Consider the following 17,200-nt stretch of genomic DNA (forward strand, 5'->3'; position numbering starts at 1 on the left):
GGATGTCGCCCGTGCCGGGGTCCGCGCCCGTCGTGGGGGACGCAGCAGTCGCGGGGGGCGTCTCGGGGGCTGGGGGGCCGGTGGTGGCCTCGCGGGAGAGTTCGGCGGTGATGGCGGCGGCGAGGGTTTCGCCGGTCCGGGTGGTGGCCAGGTGGTCCATCACGCGGGCCAGCGTCGCCTCCGCGTCGCGGTCGACGCCGAGACGGTCGAGGACCCGGTGGAGGCGGGCCGCCTCCGTACGCCATTTGCGGTCGACGACCTCGTCCGGGTACTGCTGCCAGTCCACCGGCGCCCAGTCGGGGCCCGCCTCCGCCGGACCGCCGTGGAAGAGGCGGGCGGCCAGCAGGGAGGTGGCCTCGTCGACGAGCCCGGGCTCTTCGAGCAGGTCGCACGCCGGGCGCTCGCCCAGCCGGGAGGCGAAGCCCTCCGCGAGCCGGTCGCGCCGCGACAGTTCGGTCAGGGCCGAGACGACGCCCGCGTCCAGCCGGGAGGGCCAGCGGCCCATGCGCCAGGCGGGCAGCGCCACCCGGGTCAGCAGCCGGTCCCAGCCCGCGTACGCCAGCCCGACCTGCTCCTGGGCGACGATCCGCAGGCCGTAGTCCACAGCCTGTGCACGCTCCGAGGCCGCCGCCGCCACGCCCCGCTCCATCTCCGCGACGTGCGCCTGGCAGCCCCGCAGCAGCAGCCGGGCGACCGCCGCCACGAAACGCGCGGCAACGCGCCGTACCGGATCGAGCCCCGGCCGGTCCGCCGCCGCGACCGCCGCGTCCAGGCCTCGGACGAAACGGCGGGCCGCCGCTATGTCGGGGTGCGCGGACGGTCCCGTACCGGCGACGACCGGCGCCAGCACCGCCCGCAGCTCTGCGACCCGCATCCACCACAGGAACGGTGACCCTATGACCAGCACGGGCGGGGTGTCGGAACGGTGCACGCCCGGTATGCCCGGCGTGCCGTGTGCCGGGTGCGTACGGTCCTCCAGCCAGCTGTCGCAGTCCGGGGTCAGCGCTATCCCGGACGGAGCCGGCACATCCAGCCGCCCCGCCAGGTCCTGTACCAAGCGGTACAGGTCGGGGGCCGACTCGTGGGGGATCTCTACCGTCGGGGTGAGCGCCGGCCGGGCCCGCGTGATCACGGCCGCGACCGCCGCCGCGGCCGCCAGGACGACCACCGCGACCACCGACACCACCCAGCGCGCGGCGTCCCAGCCGGAGCCGGGCAGCCGGCCCGTGGCGCCACCGGCCAGCAGCACGACGGCGAACGCCGTGGGCAGCAACGCCAGAGCCAGCGCCCTGCCGCGGACCCGCAGCACGGCCAGGGCCCGGGCGCGCGCGGCCCGCGCCCCCAGCTCCTCACCCATCCCGAAACGAGTACCGGAATCGGACACGGCCGTACGTCACCCCCTTCTGCCCTGCGGCGGACTGCCTCGCGGCGGTGTTGGTCACTCCCCCACTGTGGCATCCACCACTGACATCGCAATGCCGGTGGGCCAAGTGCCGGAACGCTTGCGCGGCACCCTAGTTGGGGCACCGGCAGGCGTCATCCGGATGGCTCAGCCGTCACTCGATGGAATGGCTTTGGGCAAAGGTGAAGACGGTTCAGCACACGGGCGGGTTCACTGCCCGGCCGCCTTGCGCGCGATGTCCGTACGGTGCTGGGATCCGTCAAGCCGGATGCGTCCGACCGCCGCGTACGCCCGCTCCCGCGCCTCGGCGAGGTCCTTGCCGGTCGCGGTGACGGACAGCACGCGTCCTCCCGCGCTCACGATCGCGTCGCCGTCCCGCCTGGTCCCGGCGTGCAGGACGTACGCGTGGGGCGCGTCCTTCGCCGCGACCTCGTCCAGGCCCTCGATCGGGTCACCGGTGCGGGGCGTGCCGGGGTAGTTGTGCGAGGCGACGACCACGGTGACGGCGGCGTCGTCGCGCCAGTTCAGGGGCGGCTCGCTGTCGAGGGTGCCCTTCGCGGCGTGCAGCAGGACCCGGGCGAGCGGGGTCCGGAGGCGGGCGAGGACCACCTGGGTCTCGGGGTCGCCGAAGCGGGCGTTGAACTCGATGACCCGTACACCGCGCGAGGTGATCGCGAGCCCCGCGTACAGCAGCCCCTGGAAGGGGGTGCCGCGGCGGCGCAGCTCGTCGACGGTGGGCTGGAGGACGCTCGCCATGACCTCGTCGACCAGCTTGGGGTCGGCCCAGGGCAGCGGCGAGTAGGCACCCATGCCGCCGGTGTTGGGGCCCTCGTCGCCGTCGAGGGCGCGCTTGAAGTCCTGGGCCGGGGTGAGCGGCAGCACGGTGGTGCCGTCGGTGATCGCGAAGAGGGAGACCTCGGGGCCGTCCAGATACTCCTCGATGACCACGCGGTCGCAGGAACGGGCGTGGGCGCGGGCCTGTTCGAGGTCACCGGTGACGACGACGCCCTTGCCGGCCGCGAGGCCGTCATCCTTGACGACGTACGGGGCGCCGAAGGCGTCGAGCGCCTCGTCGATCTCGTCGTGGGTCGTGCAGACGTACGAGCGGGCCGTGGGGACGCCGGCGGCGGCCATCACGTCCTTCGCGAACGCCTTGGAGCCCTCCAGCCGGGCGGCCTCCTTGGAGGGGCCGAAGCAGGGGATGCCGGCCGCCCGTACGGCGTCGGCGACACCGGCGACGAGCGGTGCCTCCGGGCCGACGACGACCAGGTCCGCCTCCAGGCCGGTGGCCAGGCGGGCGACCGCGGCGCCGTCGAGGGCGTCGACCGGGTGCAGCTCGGCGACCTCCGCGATTCCGGCGTTGCCGGGCGCGCAGTGCAGAGCGGTGACGTCGGGATCGAGGGAGAGAGAGCGGCACAGGGCGTGTTCGCGGGCGCCGCCGCCGATGACGAGGACCTTCACGCCAGCCAGGGTAGCCCGCTGAGCGGGGCGATCTTTGTGCGGGCCACCGAGGACGCCCCCGCTACTCGTTCGTATATTCCTCCACCACCGTCGCCCCGAGCTCGCGCACGATCAGCTCGTGGCCGGACAGCGCCGAGTCGACGAGGTCGGGGTCGTCGTCCTCCGGCATGTCGTCCTCGGGCCTGACCGGCTGCCGGGCGGCCGGGGCGCGCGGGGGCTCCGGCGCGGGGGCGCTGGGAGCCGGTGCCGGAGCCGGCTGGGGCACGGGCGCCTGCGGCGCCTGCTGTACGGGCCGGGGGGCGGCCTGCGGCGCGGGCGCCTGCTGGGACGGGCGGCCGCCGCCGTAGCCACCGCCACCGGCGCCGCCTCCGGACGACGGCGGGGGCGCGGAGCCGCCCGACGGGTCGACGATCGCCTCGATCTTCCACTGGACGTTGAACTGCTCGGCGAGCGCCTGCTTCAGTACGTCCTCGCTGCCGCTGCTCGCGAAGTTGTCACGGGCGCCGGCGTTGAGGAAGCCGAGCTGGAGGGTGGTGCCGTCGAAGCCGGCCACCTGGGCGTTCTGGCTGAGCAGGATCCAGGTGAAGCGGCGACGGTTCTTGACCGCCTCCAGGATGTCCGGCCACATGTTCCGCACCTGGGCGGCGCCCTGCGCCATACCGGGACCGGCGGGAGCGGGGGTGGGCGCGGGTGCCGGTGCGGGCGCCGAAGGCTCGGGGTGCCGCGCGGGAGCCGGTGCGGACGCGGAGGGCCAGGCGCCCGGCCGGCTGCCGGACTCCTGGGACCCAGGCGCGGCGGCGGAGGGCCACGCCCCGGGCCGGGACGCGGCGGGCGCGGGCGGCACGGCAGGCGCGGGATCGGGCGCCGGAGCCGGGGCAGGTTCGGGCGGCGCGGCAGCCGGAGCGGGCGCCGGAGAAGGCCCCTCCCCCGGTCCCCGTACCGCCGCGCGGGCAGCGGCGGGCCCGCCGCCCGGTACGGCCGGCGGCACCTGGGCATGGGCCTCGGGCCCGGGTACGTACCCCATGGCGGGCCCCGGCCCCGTCGCCTGGAAAGCGGCGCCCTGGACCACTGAGCCGCGCTCCAGCCGGTCGAGCCGGGCCAGCAGCGACCGCTCGTCGGTGAACGCGGCGGGCAGCAGTACGCGCGCGCAGATCAGCTCCAGCTGGAGCCGCGGCGAGGTCGCCCCGCGCATCTCGGTGAGCCCGGTGTTCACGATGTCCGCGGCCCGGCTGAGCTCGGCGGCCCCCAGCACGGACGCCTGGGCCTGCATCCGCTCGACCACGTCGGCGGGCGCGTCGATCAGCCCCTTCTCGGCGGCGTCCGGCACGGCGGCCAGGATCACCAGGTCACGCAGCCGCTCCAGCAGGTCGGCCACGAACCGCCGCGGGTCGTTGCCGCCCTCGATGACCCGGTCGACCACCTCGAACGCGGCGGCCCCGTCCCCGGCGGCGAAGGCGTCCACCACCGAGTCGAGCAGCGAGCCGTCCGTATAGCCGAGGAGCGCCGTGGCCATGGCGTATGTCACACCGTCCTCGGCGGCGCCGGCCAGCAGCTGGTCCATGACGGACATCGAGTCACGCACCGACCCGGCCCCGGCCCGAACGACCAGCGGCAGCACGCCCTCCTCGACGGGGATCCGCTCCTTGCCGCACACCTCGGCCAGGTACTCCCGCAGCGTCCCGGGCGGGACGAGCCGGAACGGGTAGTGGTGCGTACGCGACCGGATGGTCCCGATGACCTTCTCGGGCTCGGTCGTCGCGAAGATGAACTTCAGGTGCTCCGGCGGCTCCTCGACCACCTTCAGCAGGGCGTTGAAGCCCGCCGAGGTGACCATGTGCGCCTCGTCGATGATGTAAATCTTGTAGCGGCTGCTCGCCGGCCCGAAAAAGGCCTTTTCCCGCAGCTCACGGGCGTCGTCCACGCCACCGTGCGACGCGGCGTCGATCTCGATGACGTCGATCGACCCCGGCCCGTTCCTGGCCAGGTCCCGGCACGACTGGCACTCCCCGCAGGGGGTGGGCGTGGGGCCCTGCTCACAGTTCAGGCAGCGGGCCAGGATCCGGGCGCTGGTCGTCTTCCCACACCCACGCGGCCCACTGAACAGGTACGCGTGATTGACCCGGTTGTTCCGCAGGGCCTGCTGCAACGGGTCGGTGACATGCTCCTGCCCGATGACCTCGGCGAAGGACTCGGGACGATAGCGGCGGTACAGCGCAAGGGACGACACCCTTACGACGATATCGGGCCCCACCGACAATCGACCCGGCCCACCGAACCCCACCCCACCAACGCAAGCGCCCCCCACGCACCCGCCAGAGCCGACCTACCCTTGCTGCCTTCCGGCCCTGGGGGAGTTCAGTCAGATAGCGCCACGTGAGGGGCTGCGCCCAGCCTACCTGATGGCGGGGGCGGCCGGGGCACCCCCGGCACCTGCGGCGCCCGCGGACGGCCCCCGGGGGAACGGGTTCGCGAGCACTCCTCAACGTCTTGTATTGTTTGCGGCGGAGGATTCGCCTAGAGGCCTAGGGCGCACGCTTGGAAAGCGTGTTGGGGGCAACCCCTCACGAGTTCGAATCTCGTATCCTCCGCAGCCGCCCACCTGGGCAGACGAAGGGTCCGACCGCTGAGCGGTCGGACCCTTCGTCGTCGCGTGGTCTCAGTTTTGGTCTCAGTTGCTCGACGACCTGACAGAACCGCCGAACGAACAGGTCGGCCGACTTCCCGGGCGCCTGCCCGTCCAGCTGGCGCCCAGAGAGGGCGAGGAGCTGCCAGGCCCGACGTGTCGCCACCAGCACAGGTCCTTCACAGCCCCGGCAGTCAGAGCAAAGCTTGCGAACCACGCGGCTCCTGCACACGGAGTGCGGTCGCCCCAAACCGCAGCCATCACTGGCGAAGTGCCAATCCGAGCCGTCGTGTCGGACACCTCTGCCATGCTTGGGCCATTCCACCGGCAGTCAGAGAGCAGGACCAAGTTGAGCACCCTGGGTAACTTCGTCTGGTCGATCGCTGACCAGCTGCGAGGCGTCTACCGGCCGCACCAGTACGGCGGAATCATCCTCCCGTTCACGATCCTGCGACGCCTTGACTGCCTGCTCGAGCCCACCCGCGATGAGGTTCGCGCCCTTGCCAAAGAGTTCAATGCCGGCGCCCTGGACGTCCAGGTCAAGCGCAAGACCGGTCTGGCCTTCTACAACACTTCGCAGTACGACTTCGCCCGCCTGCTTGAGGATCCTGAGGGCCTACGCGCCAACCTGATCGACTACGTCTCCCGCTTCTCCAGCAACATCGACGTCTTCGAGCGATTCGGCTTCGAGACCGAGATCAACCGGCTTGAAGAGAAGAACCGGCTGTACTTGATCGTCTCCAAGTTCACCGAGGTGGACCTTCACCCCAGCACCGTGCCCAACGCGGCAATGGGCGACCTGTACGAGCACCTGATCTACAAGTTCGCGGAAGCCTCCAACGAGGAGGCCGGCGAGCACTACACGCCACGTGACGCGATCCGTCTCATGGTCGACTTGCTCTTCGCGGAGGAAGGCGAGGCTCTGCTGGAGCCGGGCACCATCCGGACGATCTACGATCCCACCGCAGGCACGGGCGGCATGCTCTCTGTGGCGGAGGAGCGCCTCCTGGAGCGCAACCCTCACGCCCGTCTTCGCCTGTATGGGCAGGAGATCAACGATCTGTCCTACGCCATCTGCAAGTCCGACATGATCGGCAAGGGCCAGGACGTCGGCAACATCCGGCTCGGAGACACCCTGGCCGACGACAAGTTCTTCGACAAGACCTTCGACTTCTGCATGTCCAACCCGCCCTACGGTGTGGATTGGAAGGCTTCTGAATCCGCGGTCAAGGAAGACCGCAAGAAGGGCGGCCCAAACGGACGCTTCGGTCCCGGCCTGCCCTCCGCCTCGGACGGCCAGATGCTGTTCCTGACTCACCTGGCCCACAAGATGCGCCCTGCCCACGAGGGCGGTGGTCGTGCAGGCATCGTCCTGAACGGCTCGCCGCTGTTCACTGGCGCAGCAGAGTCGGGATCGTCGGAGATCCGCCGTTGGCTCCTGGAGAACGACCTGGTGGACGCAATCATCGCGCTGCCCACCGACATGTTCTTTAACACCGGTATCACCACATACATCTGGATCCTCGACAACGACAAGCAGGCCGACCGCCGCGGAAAAGTCCAGCTGATCGACGCCTCCGAGATGTGGACCAAGATGCGCAAGGGCATGGGCTCCAAGCGCAAGGAAATCGACGCGGCAGCCCGCGAGCAGATCGTGAAGCTGTACGACGCATTCATCGAGACCGAGAAGTCCAAGATCCTCAGAAACTCCGACTTCGGCTACTGGACGATCACGGTCGAGCGGCCGATGCGCCTGAACTTTGCAGCTTCCCGCGCGGCTGACCTCGACGACAGAACAATGGCCAAGGTGTTCGGCAAGGATACTGATCCAGCACCATTTCTCGCTGTTCTAGCAGGCATGGGCGAGCAGACTTACCCAGCCCAAGACAAGTTTATCGAGGACGTCCGCAAATAGTTCAGCACGGCCGAGCTTAAGCTGACTGCCACCCAATACCGCTACCTGGCCAGAGCGGTGGGCGAACTCGACGAGTCGGCAGAGATCTACACGGACTCAAAGGGAAATCCTGAGCCGGACAGCTCGAAGCGCGCCACGGAAAACGTTCCGTTCACTTATGCCGGCAACACGATCGGCGATGCCGGCCGGAACGAGACTATCAAGGCGTACTTTGAGGCGGAGGTCGCCCCGCATGTCCCGGATGCATGGGTAGACATGAAAAAAACGAAGATCGGTTACGAAATCCCGTTCACTCGACTCTTCTACACATACGTCCCGCCACGCCCCCTGTCAGAGATCGACCGCGCCCTGGAGGCGCAGGTCGCCAAGATCATTGGCCTACTGCGGGAGGTCGAGGCGTGACCGACCGGCACGAAGGTCTCATCGATTCAGGAGTTCCGTGGATCGGTGACATCCCGACCGACTGGGGGGTTAAGCCCCTCTGGGCGATGTACGAGCGCATCAAGGACGTCGACCATCCCTACGAGCAGATGCTCTCCGTCTTCCGCGATCACGGGGTAATCGCAAAGGACTCCCTTCAGAACCTCAATCAGACGGCCGAAAACAGAAGCATCTACCAACTGGTACACCCAGGCTGGCTCGTTGCTAACCGAATGAAAGCCTGGCAGGGATCCGTTGGCATTTCCACCCTAAGGGGAATTATCTCTGGGCACTACATCTGCTTTGCCCCGCGACACAAAGAGGATCATCGCTATCTAAACTGGCTCTTCCGATCCCCTCCGTACATCGCTGGATACAGGACGATTTCGCGCGGAGTCCGACCCGGACAGGCCGAAATCGACAACGATCATTACCGGCTCTTGCCGGTACTCGTTCCTCCCCTGGCCGAGCAGAAAGCCATCGCTGTTTACCTCGACTGCGAGACAGAGAAGATCGACACTCTGATCAACGAGCAGCAGCGGCTCATTGACATACTGCGCGAGCGGCGTACCGCCGTAAGCACGGCAGCGATCGATTCCGTTGCGCCTCTCACCAGCGGGCAGCGACTGAAACACGTCGTGACCGGAGTAACCCAGGGCTGGAGTCCGCAGTGCTACCCGTGGCCCGCAGACGGAGTGGAAACCTGGGCGATCCTGAAGGCTGGAGCTGTTAACCGCGGAGTCTTCCAGCCACACGAGAACAAAGAACTCCCCGAGGACCAGGAACCTCGGCCGGACCGTGTCGTCCGTAGGGGCCATCTGGTGGTTTCCCGCGCCAACACCCGTGATCTCGTAGGAAGTGCGGCGGTCGCTGAAGGCGATTTTCCTCGCCTGATGCTTTCGGACAAGTTGTACGCCTTTGATCTTGACAAGACAAAGGCAGACCCGAGCTACGTCGCAACCGTACTGGGGACTTCTCGCCTAAGAGGGCTGATCGAACTCGAAGCAACTGGCGCGTCTCCCTCGATGCAGAACATCAGCCAGGACGACATCCTCAACCTCCCGATGGACCTTCCCACCGTGGACGTTCAGCGCGAGATTGTCTCCCACATTCGTGAGCAGATCGGACGCATCGACACCCTCATCGCTGAGTCTGAGCGCTTGATCCAACTGTCGCAGGAGCGGCGTGCCGCTCTTGTCGCTGCGGCTGTGACCGGCCAGATCGACGTCCGTCAGGAGGGCTAATGGGCCAGCACCACGAGACCGAGTTCGAGAAGGAGCTGGCTGAGTACCTTGCCGCACACGGCTGGCTGTACTCCCAGAACGACAGCGGCTATGACCGTGAGCGTGCCCTGTTCCCGGCGGACGTCTTCGGCTGGCTTGAGGACACGCAGCCCAACGAACTGGCCAAGGTCGTCAAGGCCGACGCCGCCGATGAGGCCAAGCAGCGCGAACAGGTGCTGGACCGGCTGGTGAAGTTCCTGGCCGTCGACATGGAGAACGGTGGCGGTACGCTCAACGTGCTGCGCCATGGGTACAAGCATCTGTCCGCCAAGCTCCGCATGTGTCAGTTCAAGCCCGAGTCCACCTTGAACGCCACAACGGTGGCGGACTACGACAAGGTCCGCCTGCGCATCATGCGTCAGGTCCACTTCTCCACGGCTGACCAGCGCAGCGTGGACCTCGTGTTCTTCATCAACGGCCTGCCGGTTGCCACGGCCGAGCTCAAGACCGATTTCACGCAAACGGTGGAGGACGCCAAGCAGCAGTACAAGGCCAGCCGACACCCGAAGGACCCCGGCACGAAGCACGTGCAGCCGCTGTTCGCCACTGGACAGGGCGCGCTGGTGCACTTCGCCGTCTCCAATGACGAGGTCTGGATGACCACGAAGCTGGCCGGTGAGAAGACGTTCTTCCTGCCGTTCAACCGGGGCACTGAGGACGGTGGGGCCGGCAACCCCGTCAACCCGGAAGGGTCGCCCTCGTCCTACCTGTGGGAGCGGGTACTGCAACGGGACGCGTGGCTGAACATTTTCGGCCGGTTCATGTACATCAAGCACGAGCAGCACACCGATCCGATCACTGGCAAGAAGAGGCGCTCAGCAGCGTTGCGCTTCCCCCGCTTCCACCAGTGGGAGGCCGTCACCAAGGTCACCGACGCCGTAATCGACGAAGGCGCGGGCCACCGCTACTTGATCCAGCACTCGGCGGGCTCGGGCAAGACCGACTCGATCTCCTGGCTGGCCCACCGCCTGGCGCGTCTGCAGGTGGACAACACCAAGGTCTTCGACTCGGTCATCGTGGTCACTGACCGCAATGTGTTGGACGGACAGCTTCAGGACGCGATCAAGCAGATCGACAACGACCAGGGCATCGTGCTGGCCATCGATCGGAAGCAAGCCGCCCGCGAGGGCTCCTCCAAGTCGGGCGTGCTGGCCAAGGCCCTCGCCGACGGCAAGCTGATCATCGTCGTCACGATCCAGACCTTCCCCCATGCGATGGCCGAGATCCGAAAGTCCAAGGGGTTGAAGGGCAAGAAGTTCGCCGTCATCGCCGACGAGGCGCACTCCTCTCAGTCCGGGCAGGTCGCCACCAAGCTGAAGGCCGTGCTGACGTCAGAGGAGCTGAAGGAGATCGAGGAGGGCGGCGAAATCGACATTGAGTCGGTCCTAGCTGCCGAGGCATCCGAGCGGGCAGCCAGCAAGAACATCTCCTACTTCGCCTTCACCGCCACGCCAAAGGCCAAGACACTGGAGCTGTTCGGCCGGGTGCCCGAGGGCACGTCGTTGCCGCCGCAGGCATTTCACGTGTACTCGATGAAGCAGGCCATCGAGGAGGGCTTCATCCTCGATGTGCTACGGGGCTACCACTCGTTCAAGCTGGCCTTTCAGATCGGTCAGAACGCTGCCGGCGGCGACTCGGAGGTCGACCAGAGCGAGGCGACCAAACAGGTCATGCGGTGGGTGAAGCTCAACCCGCAGACCATCGCGCAGAAGGCTGCGATCATCGTCGAGCACTTCCGCTCCAACGTCGCGCACCTGCTGGACGGCCACGCCAAGGCGATGGTCGTGGCCGACTCCCGCAAGGGCGCTGTGCGCTTCAAGCTGGCGATCGACGAGTACATAGCCAAGAAGGGCCTCGGCTACGGCACCCTGGTCGCCTTCTCCGGCAAGGTCGACGACCCCGAGTCGGGGCCGACGGACTTCACCGAAGCCTCGATGAACCCGTGTATACACGACCTGCGCAGCGCGTTCAGGGGCAACGAGTACAAGGTCATGATCGTCGCGAACAAGTTCCAGACCGGCTTCGATCAGCCTCTGCTGTGTGCCATGTACGTCGACAGGCCGCTGTCGGGCGTCACGGCGGTGCAAACGCTCTCCCGCCTCAACCGCACGTACGTCACCCCGTCGGGCATCCACAAGACATCGGTGATGACGCAGATCGTGGACTTCGTGAACCCTCCGGACCTCATCCAGGAGGCGTTCGAGCCCTACTACACCGACGCGCACCTGGAACAGTCCACCGACCCCAACCTTGTGCACGACCTGTCCGCCAAGTTGGACACCTTCGGTATCTACACGCTCGCAGAGATCGACCAATGCGCCGAAGCCTTCGTGAAGAACAAGGGCAACAACGCCTTGACGGCCGCAGTGAACCCCGGAAAGCAGCGATTCCAGGACCGGTACACCGCCGCCCTCGCCGCCAACGGAGGCGAGGGAGACAAGGCCGCTTTGGAAGAGCTCGACATGTTCCGCAAGGACGTCGGCACCTTCGTGCGCCTCTACGATTTCATGAGCCAGATCATCGACTACGGCGACGCGGACCTGGAGAAGCGCAGCATCTACCTGCGGCTGCTGGCCCGCCGGATCCAGCCCGACAACTACACCGCCCCGATCGACCTGTCCGACGTCGTGCTTGAGAACGTCAAGCAGATCGACAAGGGCAAGGTCGACATTTCCCTGGGCGGCCAAGACATCGCGCTAAAGAGCATGGCGGGCGCGGGGTCGGCAGGCAAGAAGGACCCGAAGATGGTCGCATTCCAGGCCGTCCTGGACCGACTCAACGACCTCTTCGGCAACGAGGACTTCACGGCCACCCAGAAGGTGTCCTTCCTGGAAGCTCTCTTGGCCGCTCTGTTGGACGACGAGGACCTCGTGCGGCAGGCCAAGGTCAACACGCCGACCCAGTTCGCCGAATCCCCCGACTTCGACGATGCCGTCACCGGGGTGGTCGCGGATAACCAGGGCGCGCACAACAAAATGAGCGACTACTTTTTCACCAGCACTATGGGTCGGACACAGCTGGTCGCCGAAATCGCGAAGTGGTTCTACGCCGTTGTCGTCGATGAGGCGGAGAAGGCCGGTGAGGTTACGGAGCCGACCCACGAGTAATACAAGGGTCGGCACACTCGAAAGAGGAGTCCAGCCAGGCACGCGTGCTGGCGTTGGTGTGGGAGAGGCCGCAACTCCCAAACCAACGCCAGCCCTCGTGCCTCCAAGGGAGGGGGGACCGGACTGCTACCACTCGTCGGTATCGCCGTACTTCCCTGGGTTCTGAGCGCGGTCCACAGCCTGTGCACACGCTTCGGCGAAAGCAGCCTCTACGGCGGCCTTGTCCGTGCCTCGTACCTGGGCCTCGACCTCCTGGCCTGTGCCAGGTCGGCGGGCCGTGCGCCAGGCCGAGGCGCGGTCGGTGTAGCGGTCGATCTCGAAGTCCCAAGCTGGTACCGACCACTGCTCTGGGAGCCCGGTCGCCGCGCGTTCCCCGCCGGGAAGGAACAGGGCTCGGGCATGGAAGACCACGCACCGATCCGGTACACGGTCGCGGATGGCGCTCGCGCCGCCGGGGCTCTGGTGTTCCCAGCGCCAGCGGTCCCATTCCTCGAGCTCGGCGGTGTGGTCGGGCCAGTCCTCGCTCCAGCGTGCGACGACCTCGTCGGCGTGCTCGTGGTGGAGGAAGGGCACGCGCCGCTCGCCGAGGCGGGCGACATGGACTACCAGCTCGGCGGGAACGGGGCTCTGGCCGACTACCGGCTCAGCACCTCCCGTCGCCTGGTCTGTGCCCCACAGGAGGCCACCGACCTTGGCGGCGGTGTCCTTGAGGACGCGGCTGGTCAGGTGCTGGTAGCGGCGGCGCATCCGGGCGGACTTGCCGGGTTCCCAGCCCATGATGGAGTCGACGACCGCGTCGGAGACGCCGAGGATGAGCAGGACCGTCGCCGCAGTGTGGCGGGCGTCGTGAAGACGGGCATCGCGGACGCCGGCGGCCTTCAGCAGCTCCTTCCACTTGTGATAGTCCGTGTTCGGGTTCAGGGGCTCGCCGGTGGGTGAGGTGAACACGTACCCCTTCTCCGTCCACAGGTCACGAGCCCGGGCTCGCTCGCGGGCCTGCTCCTCCTTGTGCTGGCGCAGAAGCTGGAGCAGCTCGTCGGGCACACCGATGGGCCGCTGGCCGGCACGGGACTTGGCATTCTTCGTCTCGCGCCGGGTGTTGATCTTCTGGGGGCAGAAGCCGGGCTTGCGTCCGCAACGGTCGCCGCAGCCGTGCTTGTAGCGGGGCCGCAGCCGGCCGCGCCGGACGCGGATAACGCCGAGCTTGAAGTCGACGTCGTCCCACTGCATGCCGAGGACCTCGCCTTGGCGCAGCCCCAGGGCGAGCGCGATGACCCAGCGGGCGGTGCTGCGGTGCTTGCCCGCTTCGGCGAGGAGGCGTTGGATCTCCTCGACCGTGTACGGCTCGACCTCCTCCTCTTCGACCTTGGGGGCCTTGGCGATGGAGGCCGGGTTCGAGGTGAGGTGCTGGCGGCGCACGGCCTCGTTCAGCGCCGTGCGGATCGTGCGGTGCGCCTGGTGGGCGGTACCGGCGGAGCTGCCGTTGTCCTGCATCTTCTTGTAGAAGCGCTCCAGGTGCTCGGGTTCGAGCTTCCCCAGGCGGTGGGCACCGAGGCCGGGGATGAGGTGGTGGTAGACCGCCACCCGGTAGCCATCGATGGTGTTCTCCGAGACGTGAGCGGCGGCGATGTTCTCGACCCAGTGGGTGAGCCACGTCTTTACGGTCCAGGACTGGCCTGCCTTGCGGACGGCACCCTTGTCGCGCTGGCGCTCCAGGTCGCGGACGACCTTGGTGACCTCGGCGCGGGTCTTGCGGCTGACGTGGCGCCGGTCCGGGGTGCCGTCGTCCTTGACTCCGACGGTGACGCGGCCGTGCCAGCGGCCGTCCTTGCCGAGGTAGATGGTCGAGGCGCCGTTGGGCTGGCGGGTCTTGGCGGTACTGGAGTCTGTCACGCGGCCGTCCCGAAGTCCGACGCGCCGAGCTGGCGGGTCAGGAAGTCGTTCACCGCCTCGGCTGGGATGCGCCGGAGACTGCCGATCTTCACGGAAGCGATCTCTCCGGCGGAGACGTATTCGTACAGCTTGGTGCGGCCGATGCCCAGGCGGCGGGCGGCCTCCTCAACCGTGAGCGCAACGAGCGTGGCGTCACCACCAGCAGGGCGGCGCTGGGCCACGAGGGTGCGCAGGGCGTCCGCGGGGACGTCCAGGAGCCGGGCTATCTGGACAAGAGGGAGATCGTTTCCAGGCAAGGAGAAGTCCTTCTCTGACCAGGCTTGGGACGGCGAGTCCCGGGCTGGTCGGTTGATCGTTCAGGGATGGGCGTTCTGCGGTGACGAACCGGGCGGAGGACGACCTCGGCCCATTTACTCGGCCAGCGCGACCGTGCTCCGGCCGCTGGCTTCGCATTCGAGCTCGATCCGCTCAGCGAGGTCGCAGCTGTGCTGGATGCGTTGGATGCGGGACAGCATCGTGTGGGGCACGGGATGGCCAAGCGCAGTCACCCGAGCGCCCAACTCACGCTGAGCGATGCCGCGATCGACGGAGGAATTCGATGGTTCGGACGGCTCGTAATCCTCGCGCCGATGATTTCAAGTGATCGTGCTGCCATGCCCCAAGTTGTAGCGTTTATTCGCCGGTTTGGTTAACCGGCGATCGTGGTCTATGTTGCGCCGCGCATGACTTCGGTGCGGAGGGAATCACTGGTCCCTGAAGTCCGGGTTCCGTAATGCCAATCGACATCAAGAGGCTGCTCTGACGTGGGGTGTTGTGTTGTAACTTCCCGTAGAGCGCCCGTCAACCGCTTGGCGATGTGATGCTTCTGGCTCAGCGACGAGGGCAACTATTTGGTCAACCGCCGATCGTGCCCTACCGTTTTCGCACCGCCCTCTTCACCCGATTCTCGGCAGCCTTTCTGCCGTCAGAGATTCGGCCACATTGGGCTGGACTTGTGCGACCTGGGTGTGGCTATGTTGACGACACCCCCAGGAAACGCGAACGGTTCTCCGCGCGCCCGCGCGAACAACCGATCTCCGCCCTGCCCTTACACCCACTCCGCCCGACCGACGGTGAGCCGGGGCTGCACGCCCGCCGGCAACCGAGTGAGGACCGCACCCTCTTGGCACGAATCCGCACCATCAAGCCCGAAGCCTTCGTCTCCGAGTCCCTGGCCGTCGTCACCCTGACCGCCGAGCGCACCTTCTTCGGCCTGCTCACCCAGGCCGACGACCAGGGCCGCCACCGCGACCACGCCGCGATCATCGCCGGACAGCTCTGGGTCCTACGTCCGGACCACACCCCCGCCGATGTCGAGGATGACCTCGCCCAGCTCGCCGATGCCAGCCTGATCTGCCGCTACCAGGGGCCGGACCACAAGCGCTACCTGCACATCGTCACCTGGCGAGAGCACCAGAAGATCAACCGGCCGAGCAAGAGCCGCCTCCCCGGCTGCCCGCACCACGACACCCCGACCGGCGCGATGCCGATCGTCGCCGAGCGCACCGTAGGAGCAGGCTTCACGGTGCCCGCACCGTCGTCTCACGGAACCCTCCGTGAAGCCTCCGGCGAAGTGCCGGGCCACACAGTGAACTCAGGCACTGACGACGAACCCGCAGGTCAGAGGGATTTCATGGAGCACTCCGTGAAGGATTCTGGAGGGCTTCCTGCGGTACCAGTGACGCCTCACGGTCCGGATCTAGGACCTAGGATCATGGATCTAGGAAGTACCCCTTCGGGGGGCGCGAGCGCCCACGCACCCGACACCGTCTCGACCGATCAGCTGATCGGCGAGTACGTCGCCGCATGTGCCCACCGCCCGCCAGCGGGCGTCCTGGGCCACCTCGGCCGGGAGGTGCGCAAGCTGCTCGACGAGAACATCGCCCCCGCCCACATCCGGGCCGGACTCGAGCGCCACCGAGCCAAAGGTCTGCACCCCAGCACCCTGGCGAGCCTCGTCCACGAGGCCATGAACGCCACGCGCGCACCAGTCGCCCACAGGGCGTGGACGAATCCCAGCGACGTCGACGCCGCCTACGGAGGTGAACTCTGACCGCCACCCTCACCCGAGAGCCCCGCCGCGTTGGCCCGCTCGCCGACCGGCTCAACACGATCCTGGCCAGCCGGGGCATTGAACCCGGTGCCGCGGCCGAGGAACCGCCACCCGAGCCGGTCACGGCGCTGGAGCTCGCCGACGCCCGTATCCCCGCCCGCTACCGACGAGCCCTGGCCGACCACCCGCTGGTCACCGCCTGGGCCGACCAGGTCGCCGGCGCCGGGCGCCCCGGTCCCAGCGGACCCGGCATCGCCGAGGGCCCGTCGCTGCTGATCGTCGGCCCCACCGGAACCGGCAAGACCCACCAGGCGTACGGCGCCCTCCGCGCGCTTCTCACCCGAGGCGTCCGCCTGCGCTGGGAGGCCACCACCTCCGCCGACCTCCACGCGCGACTCCGCCCCCGCAACGGCCACGACACCGAGCGGGACCTCCAGACGCTGGCCCGCAGCCCGCTGCTCCTCCTGGACGATCTCGGCGCGGCCAAGACCAGCGAGTGGACCGAGGAGCTGACCTACCGGCTCATCAACTACCGGTACGAGCACATGCTCCCCACTCTCATCACCACCAACCTGCCGACCCCCGAGCTGCGCACCGCGCTCGGTGACCGCGTCGCCTCCCACCTCGCCGAGATGACCGAACGCGTCATCCTCACCGGCCCCGACCGACGCCGCCGGAACGCGCCCGTCTCCTGATCGGCCCACGCCCGCGTGCCCCTCCCCCGTCCTGCCTCGCATCACCGCCCCGCTCACGCCTGCCCTGGGCAACGCGGACCCCCTCGGAGACGGGGGCCACGCGGCTAGTCAGGCCGCCATTCCCCTAACTTTGGAGCCCCACCCTGCCCTCTCCCACGCTCACGCGCCTGGCTGCCCAGAGCGCCGGCACCCCGCTCCTCCCGGACTGGGTTACCTCCCCCGTAACGACAGCGGTACTGCTCGCCTTGCTCGTGCTCGCCGGATGGATGCTCCGCCAGCAGCGCCGTCAGCCGCCCGGCGCAAACCGCT

General features: G+C 68.0%; 9 protein-coding genes, 1 tRNA gene, 1 other RNA gene and 1 pseudogene. 6 read left to right on the plus strand and 6 right to left on the minus strand.

The features are described from left to right. The 4 genes from BKD26_RS38615 to ffs all read right to left on the minus strand — a co-directional run. Positions 1 to 1,357 (minus strand): hypothetical protein (locus BKD26_RS38615; protein WP_179166880.1); only part of this gene is annotated, 1,357 nt, incomplete at its 3' end. A gap of 255 nt (positions 1,358 to 1,612) precedes the next feature. Then, complete coding sequence (gene purD, locus BKD26_RS38620) at positions 1,613 to 2,863, minus strand: phosphoribosylamine--glycine ligase (protein WP_084907926.1); 1,251 nt, start codon at positions 2,861 to 2,863, stop codon at positions 1,613 to 1,615. A 61-nt stretch (positions 2,864 to 2,924) separates the two neighbouring features. Next, entirely contained in the window at positions 2,925 to 5,090 is a 2,166-nt protein-coding gene (locus tag BKD26_RS38625) for a DNA polymerase III subunit gamma and tau (protein WP_084907927.1), read from the minus strand. Between the two features lie 60 nt (positions 5,091 to 5,150). Beyond that, an RNA gene (gene ffs, locus BKD26_RS38630) (signal recognition particle sRNA small type) lies at positions 5,151 to 5,249 on the minus strand. A 117-nt stretch (positions 5,250 to 5,366) separates the two neighbouring features. Here ffs and BKD26_RS38635 point away from each other — a divergent pair. From BKD26_RS38635 to BKD26_RS38655, 4 genes and pseudogenes are all read left to right on the plus strand, one after another. After that, positions 5,367 to 5,451 (plus strand) — tRNA-Ser (locus tag BKD26_RS38635). A gap of 384 nt (positions 5,452 to 5,835) precedes the next feature. Then, a pseudogene (locus BKD26_RS38640) lies at positions 5,836 to 7,803 on the plus strand (class I SAM-dependent DNA methyltransferase). Beyond that, positions 7,800 to 9,065 carry a restriction endonuclease subunit S gene (locus tag BKD26_RS38650; protein WP_084907933.1) on the plus strand — a complete coding sequence of 422 codons (1,266 nt, stop codon included), beginning with the start codon at positions 7,800 to 7,802 and terminating at the stop codon, positions 9,063 to 9,065. Before BKD26_RS38640 ends, BKD26_RS38650 begins: the two are co-directional and overlap by 4 nt. Next, entirely contained in the window at positions 9,065 to 12,211 is a 3,147-nt protein-coding gene (locus tag BKD26_RS38655) for a type I restriction endonuclease (RefSeq protein ID WP_084907935.1), read from the plus strand. The genes BKD26_RS38650 and BKD26_RS38655 overlap by 1 nt, the downstream gene beginning before the upstream one ends. 126 nt (positions 12,212 to 12,337) lie before the next feature. Here the strand turns inward: BKD26_RS38655 and BKD26_RS38660 are convergent, their stop codons facing one another. Together BKD26_RS38660 and BKD26_RS38665 are read right to left on the minus strand one after the other, a co-directional pair. Next, positions 12,338 to 14,104: a tyrosine-type recombinase/integrase gene (locus BKD26_RS38660; protein WP_084907937.1), complete on the minus strand. Its 1,767-nt coding sequence runs from the start codon at positions 14,102 to 14,104 to the stop codon at positions 12,338 to 12,340. Further along, positions 14,101 to 14,400 (minus strand): helix-turn-helix domain-containing protein, encoded by a 300-nt coding sequence (locus BKD26_RS38665; protein ID WP_084907939.1) that lies wholly within the window; start codon positions 14,398 to 14,400, stop codon positions 14,101 to 14,103. The genes BKD26_RS38660 and BKD26_RS38665 overlap by 4 nt, the downstream gene beginning before the upstream one ends. An 866-nt stretch (positions 14,401 to 15,266) precedes the next feature. On the opposite strand from BKD26_RS38665, the gene BKD26_RS38675 reads away from it, so the two are divergent. Continuing rightward, entirely contained in the window at positions 15,267 to 16,196 is a 930-nt protein-coding gene (locus tag BKD26_RS38675; protein WP_084907940.1) for a hypothetical protein, read from the plus strand. After that, on the plus strand, positions 16,193 to 16,891 hold the full coding sequence (locus tag BKD26_RS38680; RefSeq protein ID WP_084907942.1) for an ATP-binding protein: 699 nt from the start codon (positions 16,193 to 16,195) through the stop codon (positions 16,889 to 16,891). The genes BKD26_RS38675 and BKD26_RS38680 overlap by 4 nt, the downstream gene beginning before the upstream one ends. Positions 16,892 to 17,200: the final 309 nt, after the last annotated feature.

Origin of the sequence: Streptomyces sp. CB03238, assembly GCF_002099185.1 — a bacterium.
Classification (GTDB): Bacteria; Actinomycetota; Actinomycetes; order Streptomycetales; family Streptomycetaceae; genus Streptomyces.

Excerpts from the sequence above, each read along its gene's own strand:
- BKD26_RS38655 (WP_084907935.1), top strand. The coding sequence starts at position 9,065 with ATGGGCCAGCACCACGAGACCGAGTTCGAGAAGGAGCTGGCTGAGTAC.